This is a genomic window from Salinisphaera sp. T5B8 (genome assembly GCF_040361255.1).
Classification (GTDB): Bacteria; Pseudomonadota; Gammaproteobacteria; order Nevskiales; family Salinisphaeraceae; genus Salinisphaera.
Window position 1 is genome coordinate 1 of record NZ_APNG01000020.1, and the last position, 23,790, is coordinate 23,790.

Sequence of the window (23,790 nt, forward strand, 5' to 3'; positions counted from 1 at the left end):
ACCTGGAATATACAGGCGCCGGTCGGCCAGATCGCGAATACGCGGTGCGAAGCGATACCCCAGTAGCTGCATCAACGCGAATACATGATCGGTAAAACCGGCTGTATCGGTGTAGTGCTCGGCGATCCGTAGATCCGATTCGTGATACAGCAGTCCGTCCAAGACATGGGTCGCATCGCGAACCGTGGCATTGATGACCTTGGTGTGGAACGGCGCATATTGATCGGAGATATGCGTGTAGAACTGCACGCCCGGTTCCTGGCCGTACTTCAGGTTCACGTGGCCGGCAAACTGGCCCCGGCCCCCGGCCTTGAAGTTCTGGCCGTCCGACGACGACGTGGTGCCGTCGCCCCAGTACGCCGCGAACGGCTGGCGAAACTGGGCATTGGTTAATTCAGATAATGCCGCTGCATAGGTCTCGTCGCGGATATGCCAGGCTTGCAGCCACGTTAGCTTGGCGTAGGTGGCATCGGGACAGGATTCGGCCATCTTTGCCAGCCCGAGGTTGATCGCGTCCGCCAGGATCGTGGTCAACAACAACTGCCGGTCACCGGTGGCGGCGCCACTTTTGAGATGGGTAAAGTGCTGCGTAAAGCCGGTCCAGTCATCGACTTCCAGCAATAGTTCGGTGATCTTGAGATGAGGCAGCCGACTGTAGGCCTGCTGCATCAGCGCTTCCGCGCCGTCGGGCACGGCCTTATCCAGCGGTGTGATCTTGAGACGGCCCGCGGGCGTGAAGCCGGCATCCGGTAACGTATCGGCCGCGGCCAATCGCTCGACGGTGGCCAACTCGTGTGCCAAAGCACTCAATCGGGATTCGAGATAACCTTCGCAATCGGTTTCGATCGCCAATCCCAGCGCTTGCTGCTCGCGCTGATCGACGAAGCGCGCTGGCGGCAGCAAGTAATCCTCGAAGTCCTTGAACTGGCGCGAATTCTGCACCCAGATGTCGCCCGAACGCAGCGCGTTCTTGAGTTCCGATAACACGCACAACTCATAGAAACGTCGGTCAATCCCGCCGGCTGTATAGACCAAAGTCGCCCAGCGCTTACGAATGAAGCGGGTCGGCGCATCGTCGGGTACTTTCCGGGCTTGGTGCCGGTTCATGTCTTTCAACAGCTCGATACCTGCGAGCAGTTCGCGTGCCGCCGGTGCGGCCTTCAGTTTCAACGATTCCAGAAGCGTCGGTGTATAGCGCCGAAGGGCATTGAAGCCGCTACCGATCAAGGCGAGGTAATCGAAGTCTTCGGATTGCGCCAGCTTCTCCGCTTCAGCGATGCTTTCGCTGAATACGTCCCACGGCACGATCGCTTCGATTGCAGCAAACGGATCGCCGCCGTTTTGCTTGGCCTCAAGCAGTGCGCGGCCGACGCGGGAGTACAGGCGAACCTTGCTATTGATTTCCTTTCCGGATTGCTGGAACCGCTCGGCATGGGTGCGTTTGGCCTTATTGAACAGCGAGCCCATGAAGCGATCGTGCAGATCGATAATTTCGTCGATCAGCGTGGCACGCGTATCGAGGAGAACCGCGGCCAGCGTCGCATGACGACGCGTCGATTCCAGGTCGCGCAAGTGCTGGGCCGTCATTTGGCCACCCTCGCGAGCCAATTTCAGCAGGCGGTTCTGGTGAACGACGTGTTCCAAACCGGTCGGCAAGTCCAAATCATGAACGGTTTGCAACCGTTCGAGGTGCGCCCGAATATGCTTTGGCCGCGGCGGGCCCGGCGACTGGCGTAGCCAGGCGAGCGTGCTATGCGCGGTCTCGGCGCGAATCGCCAAAAGCCGCGCAAAGGCATGCCGGTGATTAGCGGTTAACGGCGCGGTCAACGCCTCATAGACAAGGCGCGTGCCGCGTGTGAGCGCTTCGCTACATACGCGCTCGATGACCGCCAACGGCGGCAGGATGATGCGCTCTTGCCGCAGCTTCTCGACCAACGCCTCGGCCAGCACGATGCCCCGGTCCGTTTGCTGGGCCAGCTCGGCAATCGGTTTCATGAGCCGCCGATAATCCGCGCCGCTGAACGGGGACAGGTTTAACCAAGCCTGCAATTCGACCAAGTGCTCACGCCGGGTTTCGGGCCGCTGGGCATACTGCGGCCAGATGTCCGGATCAATATTCAGCTGTTGACCGATCAGGGCTAGCAAGGCGGCCGGCGGCCGCGCATCGGTCGGCAGCGTAACGCCGGGATAGCGTAGATAGCACAACTGCACCGCGAAACCGAGCCGGTTATGCGCACCGCGCCGTTGGGAAATGACCGCCAGCTCGGGTTCCGAGAAGGTGTAGTGTCGAATCAGTTCGTCGTCTGTCGCCGGGAAGGTCAGCAGGCTATCCCGGTCGGCGGCACTCAGTAGACGGCGACGGGGCATGGTTCAGGCATCCGCTCGGAGGTATTGGTACAGCGTCTCGCGGCTAATACCCAGATCGCGGGCCAGCTTCGCTTTCTGCTCGCCGTCGGCCACGCGCTGTCGAAGCTCGGCGATCTGGTCGGACGACAAGGCTTTCTTACGCCCCTTGTACTTGCCTCGTCGCTTGGCCAGCGCGATGCCTTCGAGCTGACGTTCGCGGATCAGCGCGCGTTCGAATTCAGCGAACGCGCCCATCACCGATAGCATGAGATTGGCCATCGGCGACGCCTCGGCAGTGAAGGTCAGATTCTCCTTCACGAATTCGATGCCGACACCGCGCTCAGTCAACGCGTAAACCAACCGGCGTAGGTCGTCGAGGTTGCGCGCCAGCCGATCCATGCTGTGGACCACAACGGTATCGCCTTCGCGGACGAACGCGATCAGCCGTTCCAACTCGGGTCGGTGCGTGTCTTTGCCGGACGCCTTGTCGGTGAACACGCGATCGACTGTGACCTGCTCAAGCTGGCGCTCGACGTTCTGACCCACACTACTGACGCGGACATAACCGATGCGTTGGCCGTTCAAATCGCTTCCCCGAGCCAATGTGTCAGATTGGACTCTATGACCCTGGACGACAAACGTCAATCATTGCTCAATGCGACTCTATCCTGACGCATTTGAGATCAGCCGCCTGACGTCCGGATAGGGTGTACTTTACCTTGACGCACCAGCACAAGGTATGGCGTTCCCATTAGCCGAGAGAGGCGTAGCATTAGGTGCGGATTTAGCTCGGCCAAGTTTAAACCCGGGCACAACACTTGAGTGTGCCCGGGCGATCGCTTAGTCGCGCATTCCGCACATTATTCGTTGGGCTGCTTGGTCATGCGCAGGTAGGGCTTGAGCTCGTTCCAGCCGGCCGGGAACAGCTTTTCGGCCTCTTCGTTGGACAGCGCAGGCGACACGATCACGTCGTCGCCGTCCTGCCAGTTGGCCGGGGTGGTGACCTTGTGATTGTCGGTGAGCTGCAATGAATCGACCACCCGCAGGATCTCGTCGAAGTTGCGCCCGGCGCTCTTCGGATAGGTCAGCGTCATCCGGATCTTCTTGTTGGAATCGATGATGAACACACTGCGCACCGTCGACGTATCGCCGGCGTTCGGGTGGATCATGTCGTAGAGTTCCGCGACCTTGCGGTCGGAATCGCCGATGATCGGGAAGTTCACGGACTGGCCTTGGGTTTCCTCGATATCGGCCGACCAGCGCTTGTGATCATCCACCGAATCCACCGATACCACGATGGCTTTAGTGTCGCGCTTGGCGAACTGTTCCTTGAGGCCGCCGACCGCGCCCAGCTCGGTGGTGCAGACCGGCGTGAAATCGGCCGGATGCGACATCAACATGCCCCAGCCGTCGCCGAGCCACTCGTGGAAATCGATGCGGCCTTCGGTGGTATCGGCCGTAAAGTTCGGTGCGGTATCGCCTAATCGTAGGCTCATATCTATACTCCTGTTCGATGAAGAAGATGTCGGCGACCTTCAATGGACGCGGTCGCCGGGGCGGTCGGACCTAGCACGTACCGACCGATCGCTACGGTATCGCCTGCTTGGTGTCGTAGTGAATGCCGCGGGTGTAGCCGCGCTCATGCCCGGACGCGGTAATAGCGCATCATGCCGTTGTCCTCATGCTCCATGTTGTGACAATGGTAGATATAAAGCCCCTCGAAATCGGCGAAGGTCACCGCGATACGCACGCGTTCGCCCGGCAATACGAGTACCGTGTCGCGCCGGCCGGCATCCACCAGCCCGGCGGCCAGGCCGCTCCAGTGCCGGCGCCCGCCGATTGGCTCTCGCCCGACGACCGCAAACTGCAGCCCGTGCACGTGCATGGGATGCGGCATCATGGAGTCGTTGACAAACTCCCAAACTTCGGTTTTTCCCAAGCGCACGATTTCGTCGTCGGCCACGGTGGCGCCTTTGAATTGGCGGCCGTTGATGGCGAAGCCGCGCATCATGACCCTACTCAGTTTGAAGCGACGCGCCGGGGTATCACGGTCGACCGGCGGCGGCTGTAAATCCTCGGCAAGACGTTTGGGCAGTCGTTCCTTGCCGCGTTCGCGCCGCGTGACGCGCAGGGTGAGTATGTCGAAGCGGGCGCCGGCTGGCAGCTCCGAGCCGCCCATCATGTTTCCCATCATGCCGGCCCTACGACCATCTCTCTTGCAACCGTCGCCCATGCCGTCACCCATCATGTTGTCCATCATCCCGGCCTGGTAGCTGTCGCTGAGCAGGCGCAATTCATCGCCGGGGTCGTTCGTGGATAAATCCACCCACAGATCGATGCGCTGGGCCGGCGCCAGGGTCACGTAGGGATATTGGCCTGGCGCCGCCAGCAGGCCGCCGTCGGTGCCGAGCACGGTCATGGGCCGGCCGTCGCTCCAGGCCAGCTTGTAGATGCGCGAATTGGAGCCGTTGAGGATGCGCAGTCGGTACGGCCGGGTGGCGACTTCGCGTGCGGCATCGGGGCGGCCGTTGACCAGGATGCGGTCGCCGAGAAAGCCGCGCATGCGGGTCATCATGGTGCCCATGCCGCTGCCGATATAGGTCAACTCGTTGTCGCCGGCGAAGCGGCGGTCTTGCAGTACCAGGATCATTTCCTGGTCCCCGGCCGGCAGCCCCAGGGCGCGCTCGGCCTCGTCCTCGATGACTAGCGGGCCGGCCAGGCCGGCATAGGATTGGAAGCCGACCCGCCCACCATTAGGGCCGTGCGGGTGCGGGTGGTACCAATACAGCCCAGCGCGGTCGCGCACCTCGAAGGCAACGGTCATGGCTTCGCCGGGCTTGATCGGCAGCCGCGGCTGGCCATCCACATCCGACGGCACGTGCAGGCCATGCCAATGCACGGTGGTGTCCTCCGGCAGGCCGTTCTCCAGCCGGGCGTGGAAACGCTGGCCGCGGCGTAGCCGGATCAACGGCCCGGTGTAGCTGTCGCCGACCGTGGCGAGAGTATCCGCGGGGCCGCCGCGCAGATCGGCCGTGTAGCGCCAGACCTCGCTGGGGGTGCCGTGCAGGATGGGCGCCGTGTCTGGCTGCGCACGCAGCCGCAGGTCGACATCGAAGGGGCCGTTTTCGAGGCCGTAATGGCCCGCGCCTTCGTGCTTCGTACCCGCGGCCGCGCTATCTTTACACGCCGTCAACAGGGTTGTGGGCGTCAAAGCGGTGATACCCGCAAGGCCGCCCACGCAACGCAATAGCATGCGGCGTTTAGGGTCGATCGTCGTCATCAGCTACGCAGGTACTTGATCAGCGCCACCACGGCGAGCACCAATACGCTCAACACGAGAAGCGCAAACAGCATCCAGGCGACCATCATCGGGCCACCCATCATGCCGCATTGCATCATCGATTCGTTCATCATGCCGCCGTCGCCCATGCGGCCCGGGCCGGTCTGTCCCGCGGCAGGGGCTGTCCCCACGATGGCGCCCAGCAGGCTCAACAGCAATGCTACGAATAGTTTCATGGTGTTTTCCATGCTTTTGGCCGGTAGCGATTTAGATGTCGTGCCGTACTTGTCATTCAAAATTACTCTGGCGTGCCCGGCCAGCGGTGGGGATGCAGGCAGTCCGAGCCGGGACTCAGCGATCCGGCCGAGACGCTCACCCGCGGTATTTTGTATGCGCCCACATCAGTGATGCGGCGCCCGTTATGATCCAGACATCGGCCAGGTTGAATGCCGGCCAGTGATACTGTGCGTAATGGAAATCGAGAAAGTCGACGACATGGCCGCGTAGCAGGCGATCCGTCAAGTTGCCCAGCGCACCGCCTAAAATCGCACTGAGCGCGATCGCTTGACCTTGCGAAGCCACTCCGCGCCACAGCCAGCCCAGCAGCGAGGCTGATATAACGACGGCGACACCGATCAGGAATGCCCGCTGCCACCCACCGGCATCGGCCAGAAAGCTGAATGCAGCACCCGTATTGTGTAGAAGTGTCCAGTTAAAAAATTCTGTGACGGCTCTGCGCTCGCCATAGTCAAGATAGATACTGGCCGCATACTTGGTCACCTGATCCACGACCAGTAGCGCAAAGGTCAACCACAACCAGCGCAGCCTGCCGCGCGGGGTCAGTGCGTTCTCCTTGCTCACTATCGAACGCGTAGACACCAGACACTCCCCTGGCGCCCTTGTTCTGCCGCACGCACCGTAGTACGTCGGCAGACGTTCATGTTGCCGGCACCGATTGCCACGTCAAGGCGCTTCCGATGGCGATGATGCCTCAAGTTCGGCTCGGGTTTTACGCGCGTCCTTGAGGATGCGGATACCGCCGAGCAGCACGATGATTCCGACGACAAGACCGATGATGAGGTCAGGAAAACGGCTATCGAGGAAGTAGACAAGCGCGCTGCCGACAATGACGCCAACATTGGCAATCACGTCATTGGCCGAAAAGATCCAACTGGCGCGCATATGGACGCCGCCTTCCCGATGGCGGGCGATGATGAGCAAACACGTGATATTCGCGACAAGTGCCGCCAAGCCCATCGCCACCATGTAGGCGGGCTCGGGGTCGCTGCCCATCACGGTCCGTCGGACCACTTCGCCCAAGGCGAACAAAGCGAGCAGTATCTGCACGACCCCGCCTATGGACGCGGCGCGTGCTTTGTGGTAAGCGGCGCGACCGACCGCGTACAACCCAGCCGAATAAACCGCCGCATCAGCGAAGTTGTCGAGTGAATCGGCGATCAGCGCCGTGGAGCCGCCTAGCAGACCAATCGCGAATTCAGCCAGGAACATCACGCCGTTAATCGCCAGCAGCCAGTACAGCGCAGTTTGTTGCGCTTTGTCCTTGGCCTCGAATTCACAGCCGCAATCAGACATGTTACATGGTCTCCGAGAAGCGTTAGAACCGCTCGTGTTTAGGCGACAACGCCTTATACGCCCGGCCGTAATCAGCTATTGATCGTAGTATCGAGCGCAAGCCTAAAACCTCTAGCAACTAGAGAGTCAAGCAGTTAGCGAAAAAGCATTCGTTTACTGGCCACTCGCAGCACAACAAGCAGGCCCAGCGCCACCACGATCAACGCCAGCACGGGCTTGTCCCGCCAGCGGACATAAGGCGTCGCCCCCGTCCGGGGTATCACCTCGGCGGTCAAAACAGTGGCCTCGAACTGAGGTGCGCGCGCCAACAGGCGACCGTCGTGATCGATCACGGCTGTAAGGCCGGTGTTGGTCGCCCGCAGAAGCGGGCGACCGGTTTCAATGGCGCGCATCTGTGCAATCTGCAAATGCTGGTGCGGGCCGAGTGAGTCACCGAACCAGGCGTCGTTACTGAGATTGACCAATAACTGCGCTTTCGGTAGCAGGTCGGCGACTTCGGCGCCGAAGGCAATGTCATAGCAGATCAACGCACCGATCGGCAGATCGCCAGCGCGCAACAGGCGGGGGTTTTGCCCTGCACTAAAATCCGTGACCGGCGCGCCCAGGATATTGAGCAGCGGACCGAGAAGTCCGCGCAATGGAATGTATTCGCCGAAGGGCACCAGATGACGCTTGTAGTAAAACCGTGGCGGGCGCCCCAAACTGACGGCGGCATTGTAGGCCTCGCCTTGATCAGTCCGTACCGGAATCCCGAGTATCAACGTCGCGCCGTGTGTACCAAGCTGTGACTGGATTCGGTCCAGATCGCCGACAGCGAGGTCGTACCACGTCGGAATAGCCGTTTCCGGCCAGACGATGAGGTCGGCGCTCGCATACGGCTCGGTGAGCGCTCGATAGCGTTTCAGGGTCAGCGGTAACATCTGCGGCTTCCACTTCATGTCTTGTGGCATATTGCCTTGCACGAGCGCCACCGATACCGGCTCGGCCACCGGCCGGGTCCATTCTCGGTCGAGCAGCGACGCGCCGATGAATAGTGCGCCCAGCACGCCCACGCCGATTACCGTGCGTCGCAGAGTGGGATGAAGCCCCACCCACGCGAGTACACCAGCCAACAGAGCCAGAACAAAGCTCACCCCCAGCACACCAAATACCGGTGCGATCGAGGCAAGCTGCGTATCAACCTGGCTATAACCCAGAAACAGCCAGGGAAAGCCGCTCAGGAACCAGAGTCGTGCCCATTCACTCAATACCCATGCCGCCGGCAACCCGAGCCACAATGCGAGGCCGTCCATTTGAGGCCGCAGCATGCGCACGAGATAAATCGCGGACAACGGAAACAAGGCAAGCAGCGCTACAAAGCCCATGGTAACGAGCGTGGCCATGACGAGACCGCTGCCATAACGGCTGATGCTGATAAAAACCCACGACACCCCCACGCCGAAGTAACCCAAGCCGAAGAGGTAGGCCGCCCAGAGCGAGGGACGTTTCGTCAGGCCGGCCGCGAGTATGAATAGTACCGCCGGCGACAACACAGCCAGCCAACTCCATCCCACCGGCGCGAAAGCCAGCGGCAGCACCGCGCCAGCGAACAGCGCCAGACCGTATCTCCAAAGGACGCCAAGTCGTGTTATCGGAGCTGCCTTGAGCAAGCGATTTACCAAAGTTTGTTGTCGCATGCACACCTCGGCCGCTTGCTTGTCTGTAGGCGATAGTCACGGCATGATAAAAGCTATAGTAACTAGAGCTTCAATCATGAGGTGCTCCATGACGCAATCGCACTTGCGTATTGGTGAATTGGCTAGACGCACGGGGGTGCGTATATCAACTATTCGCTACTATGGTGAGGTCGGCCTGCTGCCCGAAGCCGGCCGTGGTTTCGGCGGCCAGCGTCACTATGGCGCCTCACACGTACAACGACTGACTTTCATCAAGCGCTGCCGTCAACTGGGGTTCAGCCAGGACAATGTGCGCACTTTGCTGGCGCGGACGGATCAGAGCGATGCCTCGTGTGAAGATGTAGCTCAACTCGCAGAAAAGCATCTCGAAACCGTGCGTGACAAGCTTGCGGACTTGCAGGCCATGGAAAAATCATTGGAGGGTATTATCCATGCCTGCCAGGGCGGCCGGATTAAGGATTGCCGCATCATCGAGGCTTTGGCGAACTAGGAGCAGTGTCACCGATACTCTGTGTTCGAGCGTCGCGGCTTAACGTACGATTTTTTCCGTTTCGTGAGTTGACCCCATACTAGAGCCTCCGTCCGCAGTAAGTACATTAAAAGGCCGCTAGGCGGCTAACGCGGATAAACGAATTACTCGATAGACGCCTGATAAGTGAGCGTTCGTGTCGCGATGCAGGTCGTGAATGTACGGCACACCTCTTTCGCCCCCTCTTCCTTCGTATCTGACGACGCCAACACGTCAGGGCATTTCGACAGATCTTTCCCGGCCAGTTCTTTGGACGTACGGCATATTTGCGCGAAATCCGGCGTTGCGCTTGGGGGTGTTGGTGTCGGTTTATGGCGTACGATCTCCACGAAAAGCGCTGCATATTTTTCATCATCCCAAGTAGGATTGTTATAGAACGCTTCGTTTAGGCGGTACATCAGATGCCGTTTGACGTCACTTTCGTTGCTTAGGTTGATTTGTTTCGCAACGGCTTCTGCTGCGGCAGTTGCTTTGACGATATCCGATTTATCGGCGTCTTTACCTAGATCAAAGGTAAGGTCTGCGGTAACCGCCACGTCAGGCGGGGGTTCGGCGAGAATTCGTATATTCCCCCAAATTGCGGCGAGTTGAGCGAAGTCGTTCGATAGCTTTTCAACTCTCTTTCGCTCGGTTTCGCACTTGGTTGCAAAACCCTTTGTCAGGCCACTTTCACAAGTCTCCAGTTTGCTCGTTGCTTGCTTAAATTCGCTCCATATTAAAGCTGCATCCTCCCTGACACTTTGAGGCATAGCCGGTGATAGTCGCAGGCTGAGCGTAGACGCCCTCAAGTCGGCGGGATAAGACATACTGAATAGCTTGCCGGGTTCCATTTCGTGATCTGAGAACTTAACCATGCGCTGGGGGAATTGGTACCTCGTGCAGCCGACTAAAATCAGTCCGATCAGTAAAGCCGAAAGACATCGAATCGTTGCAGATGTAGACATGCCTGCTCCCGGTTTCATTATATGTATATGTATTGATTTTTTTTTTGCGAACGAGACTCGACTAGATCCTCAGATAATGGCCCAGGCCACGATCACCACGCAGGTCGGTCGCTCTGCAGAGCGACTTCGCAACTCAGGCAGTTGTTTTGATCGTGCAAAGTATCGGTTATCTTGACGACCCCAATTTTGTAGTTGACAAGCCCCGACAGTCGGCCCGCCGAGCCCGCTAAGGCTCACACCGTGTTATGTACCAACGCCAGTAACTCGGCCTGACTGTTCGTCCCCGTTTTGTTCAGTACGCTATTGAACTGAGTACGCACGGTAGCCAGGCGCTTTTGCGTGTGCTCGGCGATGCGCTGGGGGTTGGCCCCGCGGGCGAACAAGGCCAACACCTCGGTTTCCGCCGGGGTCAATTCGAAGGCACCGGCGACCGTGTCGATATTCGATTCGAGATCCGGTTGCTGATCCGAGACTGCAACCAAGAGGCATGGCCGGATCGGGTGCCCGGGCATGAGCCGATTGAACCGGTCCGGCGCGAGCGGCATTACGGTTAGAAACTGCGGGCGTTCTTCGGCGTCTCGATAGTAGGCGAAGCTGTCTTTTCCGCCGATCATCCCGTTACCACGGCTCCAGCCGTGTAGTCGTTTCTGCAGCCAGCGATCGACCTCCCGGTCACGCGCGGCCAGACGCCCGGCCTGCCGACGCATTTCGCCGCGGCGTTCCAGGCGTTCCGCCTTGGCATTGGCATATTGTGGCTTGCCCTCGGTATCGACCAGCCAACAGGCGGTACGCATGGCACCGAGTAGTTCGTCGTGCATCAGTGTGGTCGCGCGGGCGAACCCGATCTCGCCCTGGATATGGAGTGCACGAAGCAGATGCGGCCGGATGAGTTCCATCAGCTTGATATCGTTCGGCGAGAAATGACCTTCGCGCTCGCTCGAATAGATGAGAAGTCCGCCGAAGGCGTCGCTAATGGGTGTATCGGGCAGTTGCCGGGCGACCATGGCGAACATGTCGAAAGTTTCCATCGACAGGTTCGGTGCAATATCGTTTGCGAAGACGGTTTGACGGCGCTCCGTTTCCGGAAGTATTTGATGGCCGATCAGATAGCCGCCTCGAAAGTCCGGATCGACCTTCGGGGCCCAGGGGTCGTGCTCGATCGTCGACGGATCGGCGAGCGCTGGCGTGATGTCGTAGCCGGTATAGCCAACAATATTCGCCTGCTGGCTACGATAATCGAGCATTTCGAGGCAGCCCTGGCGCCGGCCCGTCAGCGCGGCGATATCGCCGATGAAGTCGGACCATAGGTCGGGATCGAGCGCCGCGTCATAGATGCGGCCGATAACGCGACCGAGCTCTGAGTTCTGCATGACACCGTCCCCCGATGGTATCTAGCAATAGTGCAACGAGATCTTTCTCGAATTTCCCCTGAACGTCGCCGTTGGCGGAATACGCTTACGACGGGCTTTTTATAGCCATCGCTGCCGCATATCGCAAATACGGCGCGTAACTAAGCGCGCGCGGTCGAACGGCATGAGTAATTCATTTATCTATTCAGTACGATACAGCTTTGACTATGTGCTGCATGTAACACGCAGATTTAGAACGCGTCCGCGACGTCGCGCATGGGCGGCGTCCCTACCGGTCGCTATGCCCCAATCCGCGCTCGGGATCGATGCGGTCGCGAACCATCTGCTTGACGGGCTTGGTTTCGGGAAAGCCGCCGTCGCGTTTGCGTGAGTGCAGCAGTTCGCCGTCGAGATGGATCTCGAACACCCCGGAAGCCGCCGGCACGATCGCAACTTCGCCGAGGGCGTCGCCGAAGGTGGTGAGCAGTTCCTGGGCCATCCAGGCCGCCCGGGCCTGCCAGCGACAGCCGGGGCAGAAATGGATTTCGACACGTGGCGCGGGCATGACTAGGCGTCGGCGGCCGGTCGGTAGGCGTCGACGAATAGCTGGGGCATGCGGCGTGCGCGGCCGTTGGAGAGTTTGACCGTGACATAGTGCGTGCGGGCACGAAATATCGTGCGACCGTCAGCAACCCGGCGCACCTGAAAGGCACGCCACATGGCCAGTCGCCCGTCGTTTTCGGCAATCCAGGTGGCCACGTCGAGTTCGTCGCCGAGGTGGGCCGGCATCAGGTAGTCGAGCTCGTGACGATGGACCACACAGGCCGCATCGAGGTCGACATAGGTTTGCCAGCCGATACCCAGCGCTTCGGTATGCTGCCAGGCGGCCTGCTCCATGAACGTAAGATAGACCGCGTTGTTCATGTGCTGCAGACGATCGATATGCGTTTCGCCGACAACGAAGCGGGCAATAAACGGTGTTTCGATATCCCAGTCGTCAGTGCGCGCCATCGCGCAACCTCGCGCCAGTGGTATGAATCGGCGGCTAGCCTAGCGTGGCCGCACCGTGCGCGCCAGAGCGGCACAAAAAAGGCCGGCATGTCCTATGCCGGCCCGGATTACTACGAACGGGTTCAGCCCGCAGCGGCAAGCGCCATGTCCGGCGGCGTGCCCACGACGTCGTAGAGACGGCTCAGCCACTGATCAGCGTCGGCGTCGGTGGCGAACAGCGTCTGATAGTTGGCCTGAACCTGCTGTTCGAAGGCCTGGGCATCGTCGGCCTGCATCATGTAGGCCAGCGTTTCCAGGTTTTCGCCCTGGCCGCGTGCGGCTTCACGCTTGATCATGGCCATCTGCGAACCGACGAATTCGCGGCGGGCGGCATGCGTGCGCGCATCCACGTCATTGGCCGTGTCCGTAGTGACGTTGCTGGTAGCCTGAACGGCGTTGGTGGTCGCATCCGCGATACGGGCGGTACCGTCGACGATGGTGTCGGACGTGATGGTGATCTGCGAGCAGCCGGCGACGGCCGTGCCCACCAGGGCCAATGCCCCCAGACGAATCATAGGCCGCATATGGAACTCCCTTGATTATCAGTATGTAAGTGCTGCCATTAAAGCGGGAATCCGCCGAGTTGGCAATATGCTTTGGCGCTGGCAATGCCTTGAACGTTTTCAATAGACCCCCACTATCAATGACATCGGTACGGATGCCGCCGGGGCATGCCCGATTCACGTTATACTTGCGTATATAAACGCGTAATTTTTCGAACGATCCAAACGCTATGGCCGCACATCAGGAAGACGTCGAAACACTTGTCGCCGAGCGCGAGTACGAGGCCGGCTTCGTCACCGATCTGGAATCCGATACCGTCGCTCCGGGGCTCAACGAGGATGTCATTCGTTTCATTTCGGCAAAGAAGGACGAGCCGGAATGGATGCTCGAATGGCGCCTGGAAGCGTTCCGCCAGTGGAAACAGATGCGCACGCCCACCTGGCCGCATCTGCACTATCCGGAAATCGACTACCAGAAGATCTCCTACTACTCCGCGCCCAAGAGCGCCAAGGACAAGCCCAAGAGCCTGGACGAGGTCGACCCCAAACTGCTCGAAACCTACGAGAAGCTCGGCATCCCCCTGCACGAGCAGGAAATGCTGGCCGGCGTCGAAGGCGCGCAGTACCCGACCAAGAAGAGCAACGTCGCGGTCGATGCCGTATTCGACAGCGTGTCGGTGGCGACCACGTTCAAGGACAAGCTTGCCGAGGCAGGCGTGATCTTCTGCTCGATCTCGGAGGCCATCCGCGAGTATCCGGAGCTGGTTAAAAAGCATCTGGGTACGGTGGTACCGCGCGGCGACAACTTCTTCGCCGGCCTGAATGCGGCCGTGTTCACGGACGGTTCCTTCGTCTACATCCCGGAAGGCGTGCGCTGCCCGATGGAGTTGTCGACCTATTTCCGCATTAACGCGGAAAACACGGGCCAGTTCGAGCGCACGCTCATCATTGCGGAAAAAGGCAGCCACGTAAGCTATCTGGAAGGCTGCACCGCGCCGCAGCGTGACGAAAACCAGCTGCACGCGGCCGTGGTCGAATTGGTGGCCCAGGAAGACGCCGAGATCAAGTACTCGACGGTTCAGAACTGGTACCCCGGCGACGAAAACGGCAAGGGCGGCATCTACAACTTCGTGACCAAGCGTGGCGACTGCCGCGGCGATCGCTCCAAGATTTCCTGGACACAGGTCGAAACCGGCTCGGCGATCACCTGGAAGTACCCGAGCTGCGTGCTCACCGGCGATAATTCGGTCGGCGAGTTCTACTCGGTGGCGGTCACCCGCGGCATGCAGCAGGCCGATACCGGCACCAAGATGATCCACGTGGGCAAGAACACCAAGTCCACCATTATTGCCAAGGGTATTTCGGCCGCACGCGGCGAGCAGTCCTATCGCGGCCTGGTCAAGATTCTGCCCAGCGCCGACAACGCCCGTAACTTCACCCAGTGCGACAGTCTGCTGATCGGCGACAAGTGCGGGGCTCACACCTTCCCGTACGTCGAAACCAAGAACTCCACTGCCAAGCTTGAACACGAGGCCACCACCTCCAAGATTGGTGAGGATCAGATGTTCTATTGTCAGCAGCGCGGCCTGTCGGAAGAAGATGCGGTCAACCTGATCGTCAACGGTTTCTGCAAGGACGTGTTCAAGGAGCTGCCGATGGAGTTTGCCGTCGAAGCCCAGAAACTGCTCAACGTCACGCTCGAGAACGCCGTCGGCTAGTCGTTCGCGACAGCCCGGCCAATGACTATCGGGCCCGTGCCGCGTGCGCGGGCCTTCCACGTTTCATTCGTTAAAAACACTCTATGCTTTCCATCAAGAACCTACAGGCAGAGGTCGAGGGCAAGCCGATCCTGCGCGGCATCGACCTCGAGATCCCCGCCGGCGAAGTGCATGCGATCATGGGCCCGAACGGCTCCGGCAAGTCCACCCTGGCGAGCATTCTTGCCGGGCGCGAGGACTACGACATCACCGGCGGCAGTGTCACCTACAAGGGCAAGGATCTGCTCGAACTCGACGCCGACGAACGCGCCTGCGAAGGCGTATTCCTGGGCTTTCAGTACCCGGTGGAGATCCCGGGCGTATCGAATCTCTATCTGCTGCGTGCAGCGCTGAACGCGCGTCGCAAGTATCGCGGCGAGCCCGAGATCGAAGCCATGGAATTCATGCAGCTGGTCAACGAAAAGATCGCGCATGTGGGCATGAGCATGGACATGGCCAAGCGCGGCGTGAACGAGGATTTCTCCGGCGGCGAGAAAAAGCGCAACGAGATCTTCCAGATGCTCATGCTCGAGCCGAGCCTGTCGATTCTCGACGAAACCGACTCGGGCCTGGATATCGACGCCTTGAAGATCGTCGCCGACGGCATCAACCGCCTGCGCTCGCCCGAGCATTCGACCGTGCTCGTGACCCATTACAAGCGCCTGCTCGAGCACGTGGTGCCCGACCGCGTTCACGTACTGGCCAATGGCCGTATCGTGCGCTCGGGCGGCCCGGAACTGGCCGACACGCTCGAAGAGCAAGGCTACGCGAACCTGGAAACCGATCGCGAGACGGCTTCGTCATGAGCAATATCGCGCCGCTTATCGACCACTATCTGGCCGAGTACGCCCGTCTCGAGCGTGACCTGCCGGGCAGCGACGCGAACCAGCGGGCGCGCAAGGACGCGCTCAAGGCGTTCGCCGATGCCGGCTTCCCCGATACACGCCAGGAACACTGGAAGTACACCAGCCTGCGTCCGCTGGAAAAACGCCGCTTCGAGGCCAGCTCCGAGGCCGGCGAGGTATCGCAGGACGCGCTCGCCGCGTTCCTGCCGGCCGACCTCGATGCCTATCGCATCGTGATCGTGGACGGTCATTTCAACGCGCGCCTGTCGGCGCTCGACGGCCTGCCCGAAGGTGTGCAGGTGCAGTCGTTTGCGCAATACCTCAACGACAACGACGATGCCCGCGTGCGATCGGCCGCTATCGACACCCAGCCGGGTAGCCTGTCCGACATGAACGCGGCGTTCGCGACCGACGGCGCCTATGTGCACATCAGCGCCAATGCCGCCGCGGACAAGCCCATTCATGTGATCACGCTCTCCAGCGGTGGTCACGAAGACCGCATGTCGCAGGTACGCCATCGCTACGTGATGGATCGTGGCAGCCAGGCGACGGTGATCGAACACTACGCAGGCCTGGGCGATAAGCCCTACTTCACCAACGTGGTCACCGAAGCCGAAATGGGCGAGAACGCGCAGCTCACACGCTGTCGCGTACAGCAGGAATCGACACGCGGTTATCATACGGCGAGCTTTTTCGCGCACCAGACGCGCGACAGCCGCGTGTTCAACCATGGCTTCGACCTGGGTGGCCGTCTGGCGCGCACGGATACCAACGCGCGGTTGGTCGACCCGAATGCCGAAGTGCATTTCTACGGCGTCTACGTGCCGACCGGTCGTCAGCATATGGACAACCACACCTGTGTGGATCACGACACCGAGCACAGCGTGTCACGCGAGATGTACAAGGGTGTGCTGGCCGATTACGGTCGCGGTGTCTTCAACGGCAAGATCCTGATCCGCAAGGACGCGCAGAAAACCGACTCGGATCTGAGCAGCGATGCGCTGCTGTTGTCCGACAAGGCCGAGGTGGATGCCAAGCCCGAGCTGGAGATCTATGCCGACGACGTCGTGGCCGCGCACGGCTCCACCGTGGGCCAGCTCGACGAAGACGCGGTCTTCTATCTCAAGAGCCGCGGCGTGGCCGATGACGGCGCCCGCGCGATTCTGACCTACAGCTTCGCCAATGCCCTGGTGCAGAAGGTCGGTATCGCCCCGCTCGAGCGCTTTGTCGAAGCCGCGCTACTGTCCAAGCTGCCCGGCGGTCAGGGTTACGCCGACCTCGCCTGATACAACGGGTCATCCCGGAGGACGCATGGCTATAGCAGACGCTGTTCAACCCACCGCATTCGATGCCGCTCGCTTTCGTGCCGACTTTCCGATTCTGTCGGAGTCGCTCGACAGCGGCATGCGATTGTCGTATCTCGACAACGCAGCGACTACGCAAAAGCCGCTGAAGGTCATCAAGGCCAGCGACGACTACTATCGCCACGCCAACGCGAACGTGCACCGGGCGATTCACGCCCTGTCGCAACGCGCCACGCGCCAGTACGAAGGCGCGCGTGACCGGCTGATGCGCTTTATCAACGCCGCCAGCCGTGCCGAGGTGGTCTACACCCGCGGCACCACCGACGGCATCAATCTGGTGGCTCAGTGTTATGCGCGCCCGCGTTTGACCGCCGGCGACGAAATCCTGCTCACCGAGCTCGAGCACCATTCGAATATCGTGCCCTGGCAGATGGTGGCCGAAGAAACCGGCGCGAAGATCGTGGTCGTACCGGTCGAGGACGACGGCAGCGTCACGCTGGAAGCCTTCAAGCAAAAGCTTTCCGAACGCACGGCCATTGCTGCCTTTGCGCATATCTCCAACGCCCTGGGCACGGTATTACCGGTCGCCGACATGGTTGCCGCCGCGCATGCGGTGGATGCCGTGACGGTTATCGACGGCGCCCAGGCCGTGGCGCATATGCCAGTCGACGTCCAAGCCATTGGCGCTGATTTCTATGCCTTTTCCGGACACAAGCTGTTCGGCCCCACCGGGATCGGCGTGCTCTACGGCCGCGAAGCCCTGCTCGACGCCATGCCGCCTTATCAAGGCGGCGGCGACATGATCGAAACCGTGTCTTTCGACGGCACGACCTGGAACGAGCTGCCGTATAAGTTTGAAGCCGGCACGCCCAATATCGCGGGCGCGGCGGCCTTCGGCGCGGCGATCGAATACCTCGAAGGGTTCGACCTCAACGATATCGCGACCTACGAACACGGCCTGCTCGAACGCGCCACAGCAGGCATGCAAGCCATCGACGGGCTGCGCATCATCGGCACGGCCCCGGGCAAGGCGGCGACGATTTCGTTCGTAATGGAAGGCGTACACGCCCACGACATCGGCACCCTCCTCGACGAATCGGGCGTGGCTATCCGTACCGGCCACCACTGCGCCATGCCGTTGATGACACGCTTTGGTGTACCGGCAACCGCACGGGCGTCGTTCGCGGCCTACAACGACGAAGACGACGTCAACGCGCTGATCAAGGGCCTGGAAAGCGTACAGCGCATCTTCGGGTAGCCGGTAGACGTCCACACGCTGAGCCGCCGCGTTTTGGCTAAAGCTGGCCACAGACGCCCCGGTGCGTTGGCGCGCTTACCGGCTCGCATGAAACAATATCTGCCGTTTTCCTTCGCAACCGAATCGAGAGCAAGCAATGACGGACTGGGTGGATGTCGCCAAGGACGGCGAACTCAAGGAAGGCCAATGCCGAGTCGTCGATGTCGACGATGTGATGGTGGCCGTGTTCTACCGTGAAGGCGCCTATTACGCCATCGAGGACATGTGCACCCATGATGGCGGCGAGCTGGCCAGCGGCGAGGTCGAGGGCTATCAAATCATCTGTCCGCGCCACGGCGCGCGTTTCTGTATCAAGAACGGCAAGGCCCTGACCCCGCCCGCCTACGAAGACGTCCACGCGTTTCCGGTGCGCGTCGAAGACGGCATGGTTCAGGTCTGTGACGACCGCTTCGACTGACCACGATCGCTAGCCGCTCGACGAGCCGTCGGCGGGCTCGGCGATAACCGATATGGGCGTACTCGTACTGATTTTTCTCGGCTGGCTGGCCAGCCAGTACGGCCGGCCGTTACTGTTCGCCGGTCTATGGGCGCTGTTTGCGCTATTCAGCAGTCTGGCCATCGAGCAGACGGGCCTGCTCGTCGCGTTGATTCACAGCGTGCTCGCCTTCGCACTCGCAGGCCTGTATTTCTGGCTGCTCTATCGTTTTTCCGATCAGCTTCTCATCTGGCTCGCCATTCTGATCGGCTTTCCCGCGCTCGCATTCGTGGTACAGCTGCAATTGCTCGCCCGCCCCGCGACCGGTTGATCCCGCCAGGCGTATTCGTGCGCCGCGTCTGACGCAGTCACTCGCGGCGGACGGTACTGACGATCAGATTGGCACGCATGCGTTGGCGAAACACGTTCACGGCCAGACGATAGACCAGCCGGTACACCGCGCCGGTTTCCAGCAGATCGGCATGATTGAAGACCATCGCTTCGATGGTCGTATGCGCCTGCGGGTGGCGCACTTCAAGTTTCAGGTGGCGTTCGCCCACGATGCGTTGCGACACGATTTCGAAGAGGCCGTGAAACAGCGGCTCTTCGAAGCCGTTGCCCCAGGGCCCACTGGCTTCGAGCAGGCAGGCCGTATCCAGGTCCAGTTCGTGGGCAGCCAGCGAGCCGTCGGTGACGATATCCGGGCTGAGCATGGCAGCCGTCAGACGTTCGGCAACGGCTGACTCCAGCGCCTGTTCGAAGCCTTCGAGCGCGTCCGGGGAGAGCACCAGGCCCGCCGCCTGCGCATGCCCGCCGAACTGGGTGATCAGGCCCGGGTGGCGCGTATCCACCGCGGCCAGTGCGTCGCGAATATGCAGGCCGGCGATCGAACGCGCCGAGCCCTTGAGCAGACCATGGGCGCCCGGCGCGAAGGCGACGACGGGCCGACCGTGGCGCTCGCGAAGACGCGAGGCAATCAAGCCCACGATGCCTTCATGCCAATCGTGGCTATGCACCACCAGCGCCGAACGCTCGGCGGGCGTGCGCTCGAGCCTGACCAATGCGTTGTCAGCCTCGCTCTGCATACGGCGCTGCACGCTCTGACGCTGGCGGTTGATCGCCGCGAGTTCGCTGGCCTTTTGTTGCGCCGTGGCTGGATCGCGGGCCCGCAGACAGGCCACGCCGATCGACATATCCTCAAGCCGCCCGGCCGCATTCAGCCGTGGCCCCACGGCGAAGCCGATATCAGCCGCGTTCAGGCGGGCCGCATCGCGTCCGGCCACCTCGATCAGCGCCGCGATGCCGGGCCGGGCCAGGCCACGCCGTATACGCCGCAAGCCCTGGCTGACCAGCATGCGATTGAGATGATCCAGGCGCACCACATCGGCCACCGTGCCCACGGCCACCAGATCCAGATAATCGCTCAGGCGCGGCAGCGCACGATTGGCGTCTTTGGCGGCCAGACGCGCACGCACTGCGGCCATCAAATAGAAAGCGACGCCAACGCCGGCGAGCGCCTTGCCCACGAATGCACAGCCCGGCTGGTTGGGATTCACGATCGCTTCGGCGGCGGGCAGCGTATCGCCCGGCAGATGGTGATCGCATACGAGCACGCGCCAGCCCGCGCGCTGCGCGGCCGCCACGCCCGTCATGCTGGCAATGCCGTTGTCGACGGTGACAATCAGATCGCCGGGCTCGCCCGCGCCTACGGCCTCGACTACCGCAGGCGACAGGCCATAACCGTGACGCGCGCGATGCGGCAGGAAATAGGACACACGCCCTGCCCCCATGGCTTCGAGCACATCGCACACGAGTGCGGTGCTGGTCGCACCATCGGCGTCGAAATCACCCACGATCAGAATCCGATGGCCGCCCTGCATGGCGTGCTCGATCAAATCGCAGGCACGGTCGATACCGCGCAGGCCGGAAAAATGCGGCAGCCCGCGCAGGCCATAATCCAGCTCGTCGGGCGTTGTCACGCCGCGCCCGGCATACAGGCGTTGCAATAACGGCGATTCGATAGCGCTTAGCCCAGGGGCTACGTCTGCACGGCGCTCGACGATGCGTGGCAACTCGGGTTGGTCGCGCCTCATGGCCTGGTCAGACATGGCGGCTTCAAACACGGCGGGCGACGCCAACCGGCGTCGCGGCCCGCCTAGTGGCGATGTTCGGCGACGTAGGCCTGTACCGCTTTCAGTTCGGCGGGCAGTACGTCGTAGCGCTCTTCGCGCGTCATCAGATCGTGCATGTTCTCGGGCAACGGCGCGCCTTCAAAGCCGGCCTTGACCACGGCTTCCTCGAACTTGGCGGGGTGCGCGGTAGCCAGCGTGATCATCGGCGTCGTGGCATCGCTGCGCACCCGCTGGGCGGCCCGGTAGCCGGTCGCGGTATGCGGATCGAGCAGCTCGCCCGTGTGTTCGAAGGCTTCGCGGATCACTTCCAGAATCGTGTCGTCGTCCACGCTATGGCTGGCGAACAGCTTGCGCAGATCGGCCAGTGGCGCGTCGTCGAGCGCGGTGGGCGAATCGGCAAAGCGGGCCATCAGATCGGCCACGGCCTGACCGTCGCGCCCATAGGCTTCGAACAGCAAACGTTCGAAGTTCGACGACACCACGATATCCATGGACGGCGCGAGCGTGGGCTTGAGCTCGGTCTTGGAGAAATCGTTGTCGGTGATCGTGCGATGCAGAATGTCGTTGGCGTTGGTCGCGATCACGAACTGCTTGACCGGCAGGCCCATGCGTTTGGCCATATAGCCGGCGAACAGGTTGCCGAAGTTGGCCGACGGCACACAGAAGCTGACTTCGCGATGCGGCGCGCCCATGGCCACCGCCGACGCCACGTAGTAGACGATCTGGGCCATGATGCGGGCCCAGTTGATCGAGTTCACCGCGATCAGGCGCGTGCCCTGCAAGAACCCCTGGTCAGCGAAACTGGCCTTGACCATGGCCTGGGCGTCGTCGAAATTACCTTCAATCGCGATATTGTGGACATTGTCGGCCAGCACGGTGGTCATCTGCCGACGCTGCACCGCCGACACGCGCTCGTGCGGATGCAGAATGAATATGTCCAGGTTGTCGCAGTGGCGACAGCCCTCGATCGCGGCCGAGCCGGTATCGCCCGACGTGGCGCCCATGATCACGCCCTTTTCATCGCGCTTGGCAAGAAAATGATCGAGCAGGCGCCCGAGCAGTTGCAGCGCGACATCCTTGAACGCCAGTGTCGGCCCATGGAACAGCTCGAGCAGATGGTGGTTGTGCGACAGCTGCTTGAGCGGCACGACCGCGTCGTGCTTGAAGGTGGCATAGGTTTCGTCGATCAGGCGACGAAAGATGGCGTCGTCGATCTCGCCGCCCACGAACGGCTTCATCACCCGAAAGGCGATTTCGGTATACGGCAGCCCTGCCATCGCCGCGATCTCGTCGCGCGAGAACTCGGGGATATGCTCAGGCACATACAGGCCACCGTCGCTGGCCATGCCGGTGAGCACGACCTCTTCGAAACTCAGCGCGGGCGCATCGCCGCGGGTGCTGATATATCGCATGGTTCGCCTCGCGCCGTTAGTCTTCGAATTGGGCCACGCGCATATGCACGATGCCCTCGCGCGCGTAGGGCAGCGAGCGAATATGATCGAGCACTTTCATCAACTGGCCTTCGCGAGCAGCCTTGGTCACGATCATCACGCGGGCATCGTCTTCCTCGGTGGGCGGGTCCTTCTGCAGGATGGCCTCGATACCGATCTGCTGATCCGCCAGCGCACGCGTGATCTCGGCCATCACGCCGATCTGGTCGGCAACCTGCACCCGGAAATAATGGCCGCAGACGAAATCCTCGTGGCCCACGATCGGCTCGTCGGTGATTTCATCCGGCTGGAAGGCCAGATGCGGTACCCGCCCTTTCGGGTCGATGCTCATGATGCGTACGGTATCGATCAGGTCCGCGACCACGGAGGAGGCCGTCGGGCCCGCGCCGGCGCCCGCGCCGTAGTAAACGGTCGGGCCTACGGCATCGCCATGGACCATGATCGCGTTCTTCTCGCCCTCGACGTTGGCCAACAGCGCCTTCTGCGATACCAGGGTCGGATGCACACGCAATTCCACACCGTTGTCGCCGCGCCGGGCGATGCCCAGATGCTTGATGCGGTAGCCCAGTTCCGCGCAGTACTCGATATCCACGCTGTCGATATCGCGAATGCCCTGGGTGAAGATCTTGTCGAACGACAACGGAATGCCGAAGGCGATCGCGCCGATAATGGCCAGTTTGTGGGCCGCATCGATGCCTTCCACGTCGAAGGTCGGGTCGGCCTCGGCGAAGCCCAGGCGCTGCGCATCGGCCAACGCATCCTCGAAGCTCTGGTCCTCGAAGATCATCTGGCTGAGAATGAAATTGCCGGTGCCGTTGATGATGCCGGCGACCCATTCGATATGGTTGGCCGCCAGGCTTTCACGCATCGCCTTGATGATCGGAATACCGCCGGCCACGGCGGCCTCGAAGGAAACCACCACACCGGCCTCGTCGGCCGCGGCGAAAATCTCGTTACCGTGCAATGCAATCAGATGCTTGTTCGCGGTGACCACATGCTTGCCGTTGGCAATGGCGGCCATGACCAGATCGTAGGCCTCGGTATCGCCGCCGATCAGCTCCAGCACCACGTCGATATTCGGATCGGTGACCACGGCCTGGCAATCGGTGCCGATTTCGATATCGGCGGTGGCGCATTCGCGCGCCTTGTCGGGGTTGCGCACGGCTGCGCGCACCACGCGAATCTCGCGCCCGGCACGACGGGTAATCTCCACGCCGTTGCGTTCGAGCAGATTGACCGCGCCCGCACCCACGGTGCCGAGCCCGAGTAGTCCTACGTTGACCGGTTGCACTCTCGTC

The 23,790-nt window shown here is 61.3% G+C and carries 23 protein-coding genes; 7 read left to right on the top strand and 16 right to left on the bottom strand.

All coding sequences use genetic code 11. The annotated features are described in order from the left end of the window. The 8 genes from T5B8_RS15900 to lnt all read right to left on the bottom strand — a co-directional run. On the bottom strand, window positions 1-2,367 hold a 2,367-nt coding region (locus T5B8_RS15900), incomplete at its 3' end, for a Tn3 family transposase (RefSeq protein WP_353180316.1). A 3-nt stretch (window positions 2,368-2,370) separates the two neighbouring features. Further along, window positions 2,371-2,931: a recombinase family protein gene (locus T5B8_RS15905; RefSeq protein ID WP_348766634.1), complete on the bottom strand. Its 561-nt coding sequence runs from the start codon at window positions 2,929-2,931 to the stop codon at window positions 2,371-2,373. Window positions 2,932-3,206: 275 nt separating this feature from the next. Further along, a complete protein-coding gene (locus T5B8_RS15910) occupies window positions 3,207-3,842 on the bottom strand; it encodes a peroxiredoxin (RefSeq protein WP_353180319.1) in 636 nt (211 codons plus the stop codon). Window positions 3,843-3,985: 143 nt separating this feature from the next. Next, window positions 3,986-5,626, bottom strand: a complete 1,641-nt coding sequence (locus T5B8_RS15915; protein WP_353180321.1) for a multicopper oxidase family protein — start codon at window positions 5,624-5,626, stop codon at window positions 3,986-3,988. Beyond that, window positions 5,626-5,862 (bottom strand): hypothetical protein, encoded by a 237-nt coding sequence (locus T5B8_RS15920; protein WP_348767950.1) that lies wholly within the window; start codon window positions 5,860-5,862, stop codon window positions 5,626-5,628. Before T5B8_RS15920 ends, T5B8_RS15915 begins: the two co-directional genes overlap by 1 nt. Window positions 5,863-5,998: 136 nt before the next feature. After that, a complete protein-coding gene (lspA, locus tag T5B8_RS15925) occupies window positions 5,999-6,487 on the bottom strand; it encodes a signal peptidase II (RefSeq protein ID WP_353180323.1) in 489 nt (162 codons plus the stop codon). Between the two features lie 102 nt (window positions 6,488-6,589). Next, entirely contained in the window at window positions 6,590-7,219 is a 630-nt protein-coding gene (locus tag T5B8_RS15930) for a cation efflux transmembrane domain-containing protein (RefSeq protein WP_353180325.1), read from the bottom strand. 134 nt (window positions 7,220-7,353) lie between these two features. Then, complete coding sequence (gene lnt, locus T5B8_RS15935; protein WP_348767775.1) at window positions 7,354-8,895, bottom strand: apolipoprotein N-acyltransferase; 1,542 nt, start codon at window positions 8,893-8,895, stop codon at window positions 7,354-7,356. An 88-nt stretch (window positions 8,896-8,983) separates the two neighbouring features. Between lnt and T5B8_RS15940 the strand changes: the two genes are divergently transcribed. Beyond that, a complete protein-coding gene (locus T5B8_RS15940) occupies window positions 8,984-9,385 on the top strand; it encodes a MerR family transcriptional regulator (RefSeq protein WP_348767776.1) in 402 nt (133 codons plus the stop codon). Window positions 9,386-9,528: 143 nt separating this feature from the next. On the opposite strand, the gene T5B8_RS15945 is transcribed toward T5B8_RS15940, so the two are convergent. The 5 genes from T5B8_RS15945 to T5B8_RS15965 all read right to left on the bottom strand — a co-directional run bounded on the left by T5B8_RS15945 (window position 9,529) and on the right by T5B8_RS15965 (window position 13,291). Continuing rightward, a complete protein-coding gene (locus tag T5B8_RS15945) occupies window positions 9,529-10,368 on the bottom strand; it encodes a hypothetical protein (protein WP_353180328.1) in 840 nt (279 codons plus the stop codon). A gap of 233 nt (window positions 10,369-10,601) precedes the next feature. Then, the gene (locus T5B8_RS15950; protein WP_353180329.1) at window positions 10,602-11,738 is read right to left on the bottom strand and encodes a helix-turn-helix transcriptional regulator; all 1,137 of its coding nucleotides are present in this window, start codon (window positions 11,736-11,738) and stop codon (window positions 10,602-10,604) included. Window positions 11,739-12,006: 268 nt separating this feature from the next. Continuing rightward, entirely contained in the window at window positions 12,007-12,282 is a 276-nt protein-coding gene (locus T5B8_RS15955) for an Rdx family protein (RefSeq protein ID WP_353180331.1), read from the bottom strand. A 2-nt stretch (window positions 12,283-12,284) separates the two neighbouring features. Continuing rightward, window positions 12,285-12,728 carry an acyl-CoA thioesterase gene (locus T5B8_RS15960; RefSeq protein WP_353180332.1) on the bottom strand — a complete coding sequence of 148 codons (444 nt, stop codon included), beginning with the start codon at window positions 12,726-12,728 and terminating at the stop codon, window positions 12,285-12,287. Window positions 12,729-12,850: 122 nt separating this feature from the next. Then, window positions 12,851-13,291: a DUF3015 family protein gene (locus tag T5B8_RS15965; RefSeq protein WP_353180334.1), complete on the bottom strand. Its 441-nt coding sequence runs from the start codon at window positions 13,289-13,291 to the stop codon at window positions 12,851-12,853. A 209-nt stretch (window positions 13,292-13,500) separates the two neighbouring features. Here T5B8_RS15965 and sufB point away from each other — a divergent pair, with 209 nt between their 5' ends. The 6 genes from sufB to T5B8_RS15995 all read left to right on the top strand — a co-directional run bounded on the left by sufB (window position 13,501) and on the right by T5B8_RS15995 (window position 19,240). Further along, window positions 13,501-14,988, top strand: a complete 1,488-nt coding sequence (gene sufB / locus T5B8_RS15970; RefSeq protein ID WP_353180336.1) for a Fe-S cluster assembly protein SufB — start codon at window positions 13,501-13,503, stop codon at window positions 14,986-14,988. Window positions 14,989-15,071: 83 nt separating this feature from the next. Further along, window positions 15,072-15,833 carry a Fe-S cluster assembly ATPase SufC gene (gene sufC, locus T5B8_RS15975; RefSeq protein ID WP_353180338.1) on the top strand — a complete coding sequence of 254 codons (762 nt, stop codon included), beginning with the start codon at window positions 15,072-15,074 and terminating at the stop codon, window positions 15,831-15,833. Next, the gene (gene sufD, locus T5B8_RS15980) at window positions 15,830-17,158 is read left to right on the top strand and encodes a Fe-S cluster assembly protein SufD (protein WP_353180340.1); all 1,329 of its coding nucleotides are present in this window, start codon (window positions 15,830-15,832) and stop codon (window positions 17,156-17,158) included. Before sufC ends, sufD begins: the two co-directional genes overlap by 4 nt. A 25-nt stretch (window positions 17,159-17,183) precedes the next feature. Beyond that, window positions 17,184-18,434, top strand: a complete 1,251-nt coding sequence (locus tag T5B8_RS15985; protein WP_353180342.1) for a SufS family cysteine desulfurase — start codon at window positions 17,184-17,186, stop codon at window positions 18,432-18,434. A 136-nt stretch (window positions 18,435-18,570) separates the two neighbouring features. Continuing rightward, window positions 18,571-18,891 (top strand): non-heme iron oxygenase ferredoxin subunit, encoded by a 321-nt coding sequence (locus T5B8_RS15990; RefSeq protein ID WP_353180344.1) that lies wholly within the window; start codon window positions 18,571-18,573, stop codon window positions 18,889-18,891. Window positions 18,892-18,943: 52 nt separating this feature from the next. After that, window positions 18,944-19,240, top strand: coding sequence for a hypothetical protein (locus T5B8_RS15995; protein ID WP_353180346.1), 297 nt, complete (start codon window positions 18,944-18,946; stop codon window positions 19,238-19,240). 37 nt (window positions 19,241-19,277) lie between these two features. On the opposite strand, the gene recJ is transcribed toward T5B8_RS15995, so the two are convergent. The 3 genes from recJ to T5B8_RS16010 form a co-directional block, all read right to left on the bottom strand. Then, on the bottom strand, window positions 19,278-21,002 hold the full coding sequence (gene recJ / locus T5B8_RS16000; RefSeq protein ID WP_353180348.1) for a single-stranded-DNA-specific exonuclease RecJ: 1,725 nt from the start codon (window positions 21,000-21,002) through the stop codon (window positions 19,278-19,280). A gap of 62 nt (window positions 21,003-21,064) precedes the next feature. Next, on the bottom strand, window positions 21,065-22,453 hold the full coding sequence (gene thrC, locus T5B8_RS16005; protein WP_353180350.1) for a threonine synthase: 1,389 nt from the start codon (window positions 22,451-22,453) through the stop codon (window positions 21,065-21,067). Between the two features lie 16 nt (window positions 22,454-22,469). After that, on the bottom strand, window positions 22,470-23,783 hold the full coding sequence (locus T5B8_RS16010) for a homoserine dehydrogenase (RefSeq protein ID WP_353180352.1): 1,314 nt from the start codon (window positions 23,781-23,783) through the stop codon (window positions 22,470-22,472). Between the last annotated feature and the right edge of the window lie 7 nt (window positions 23,784-23,790).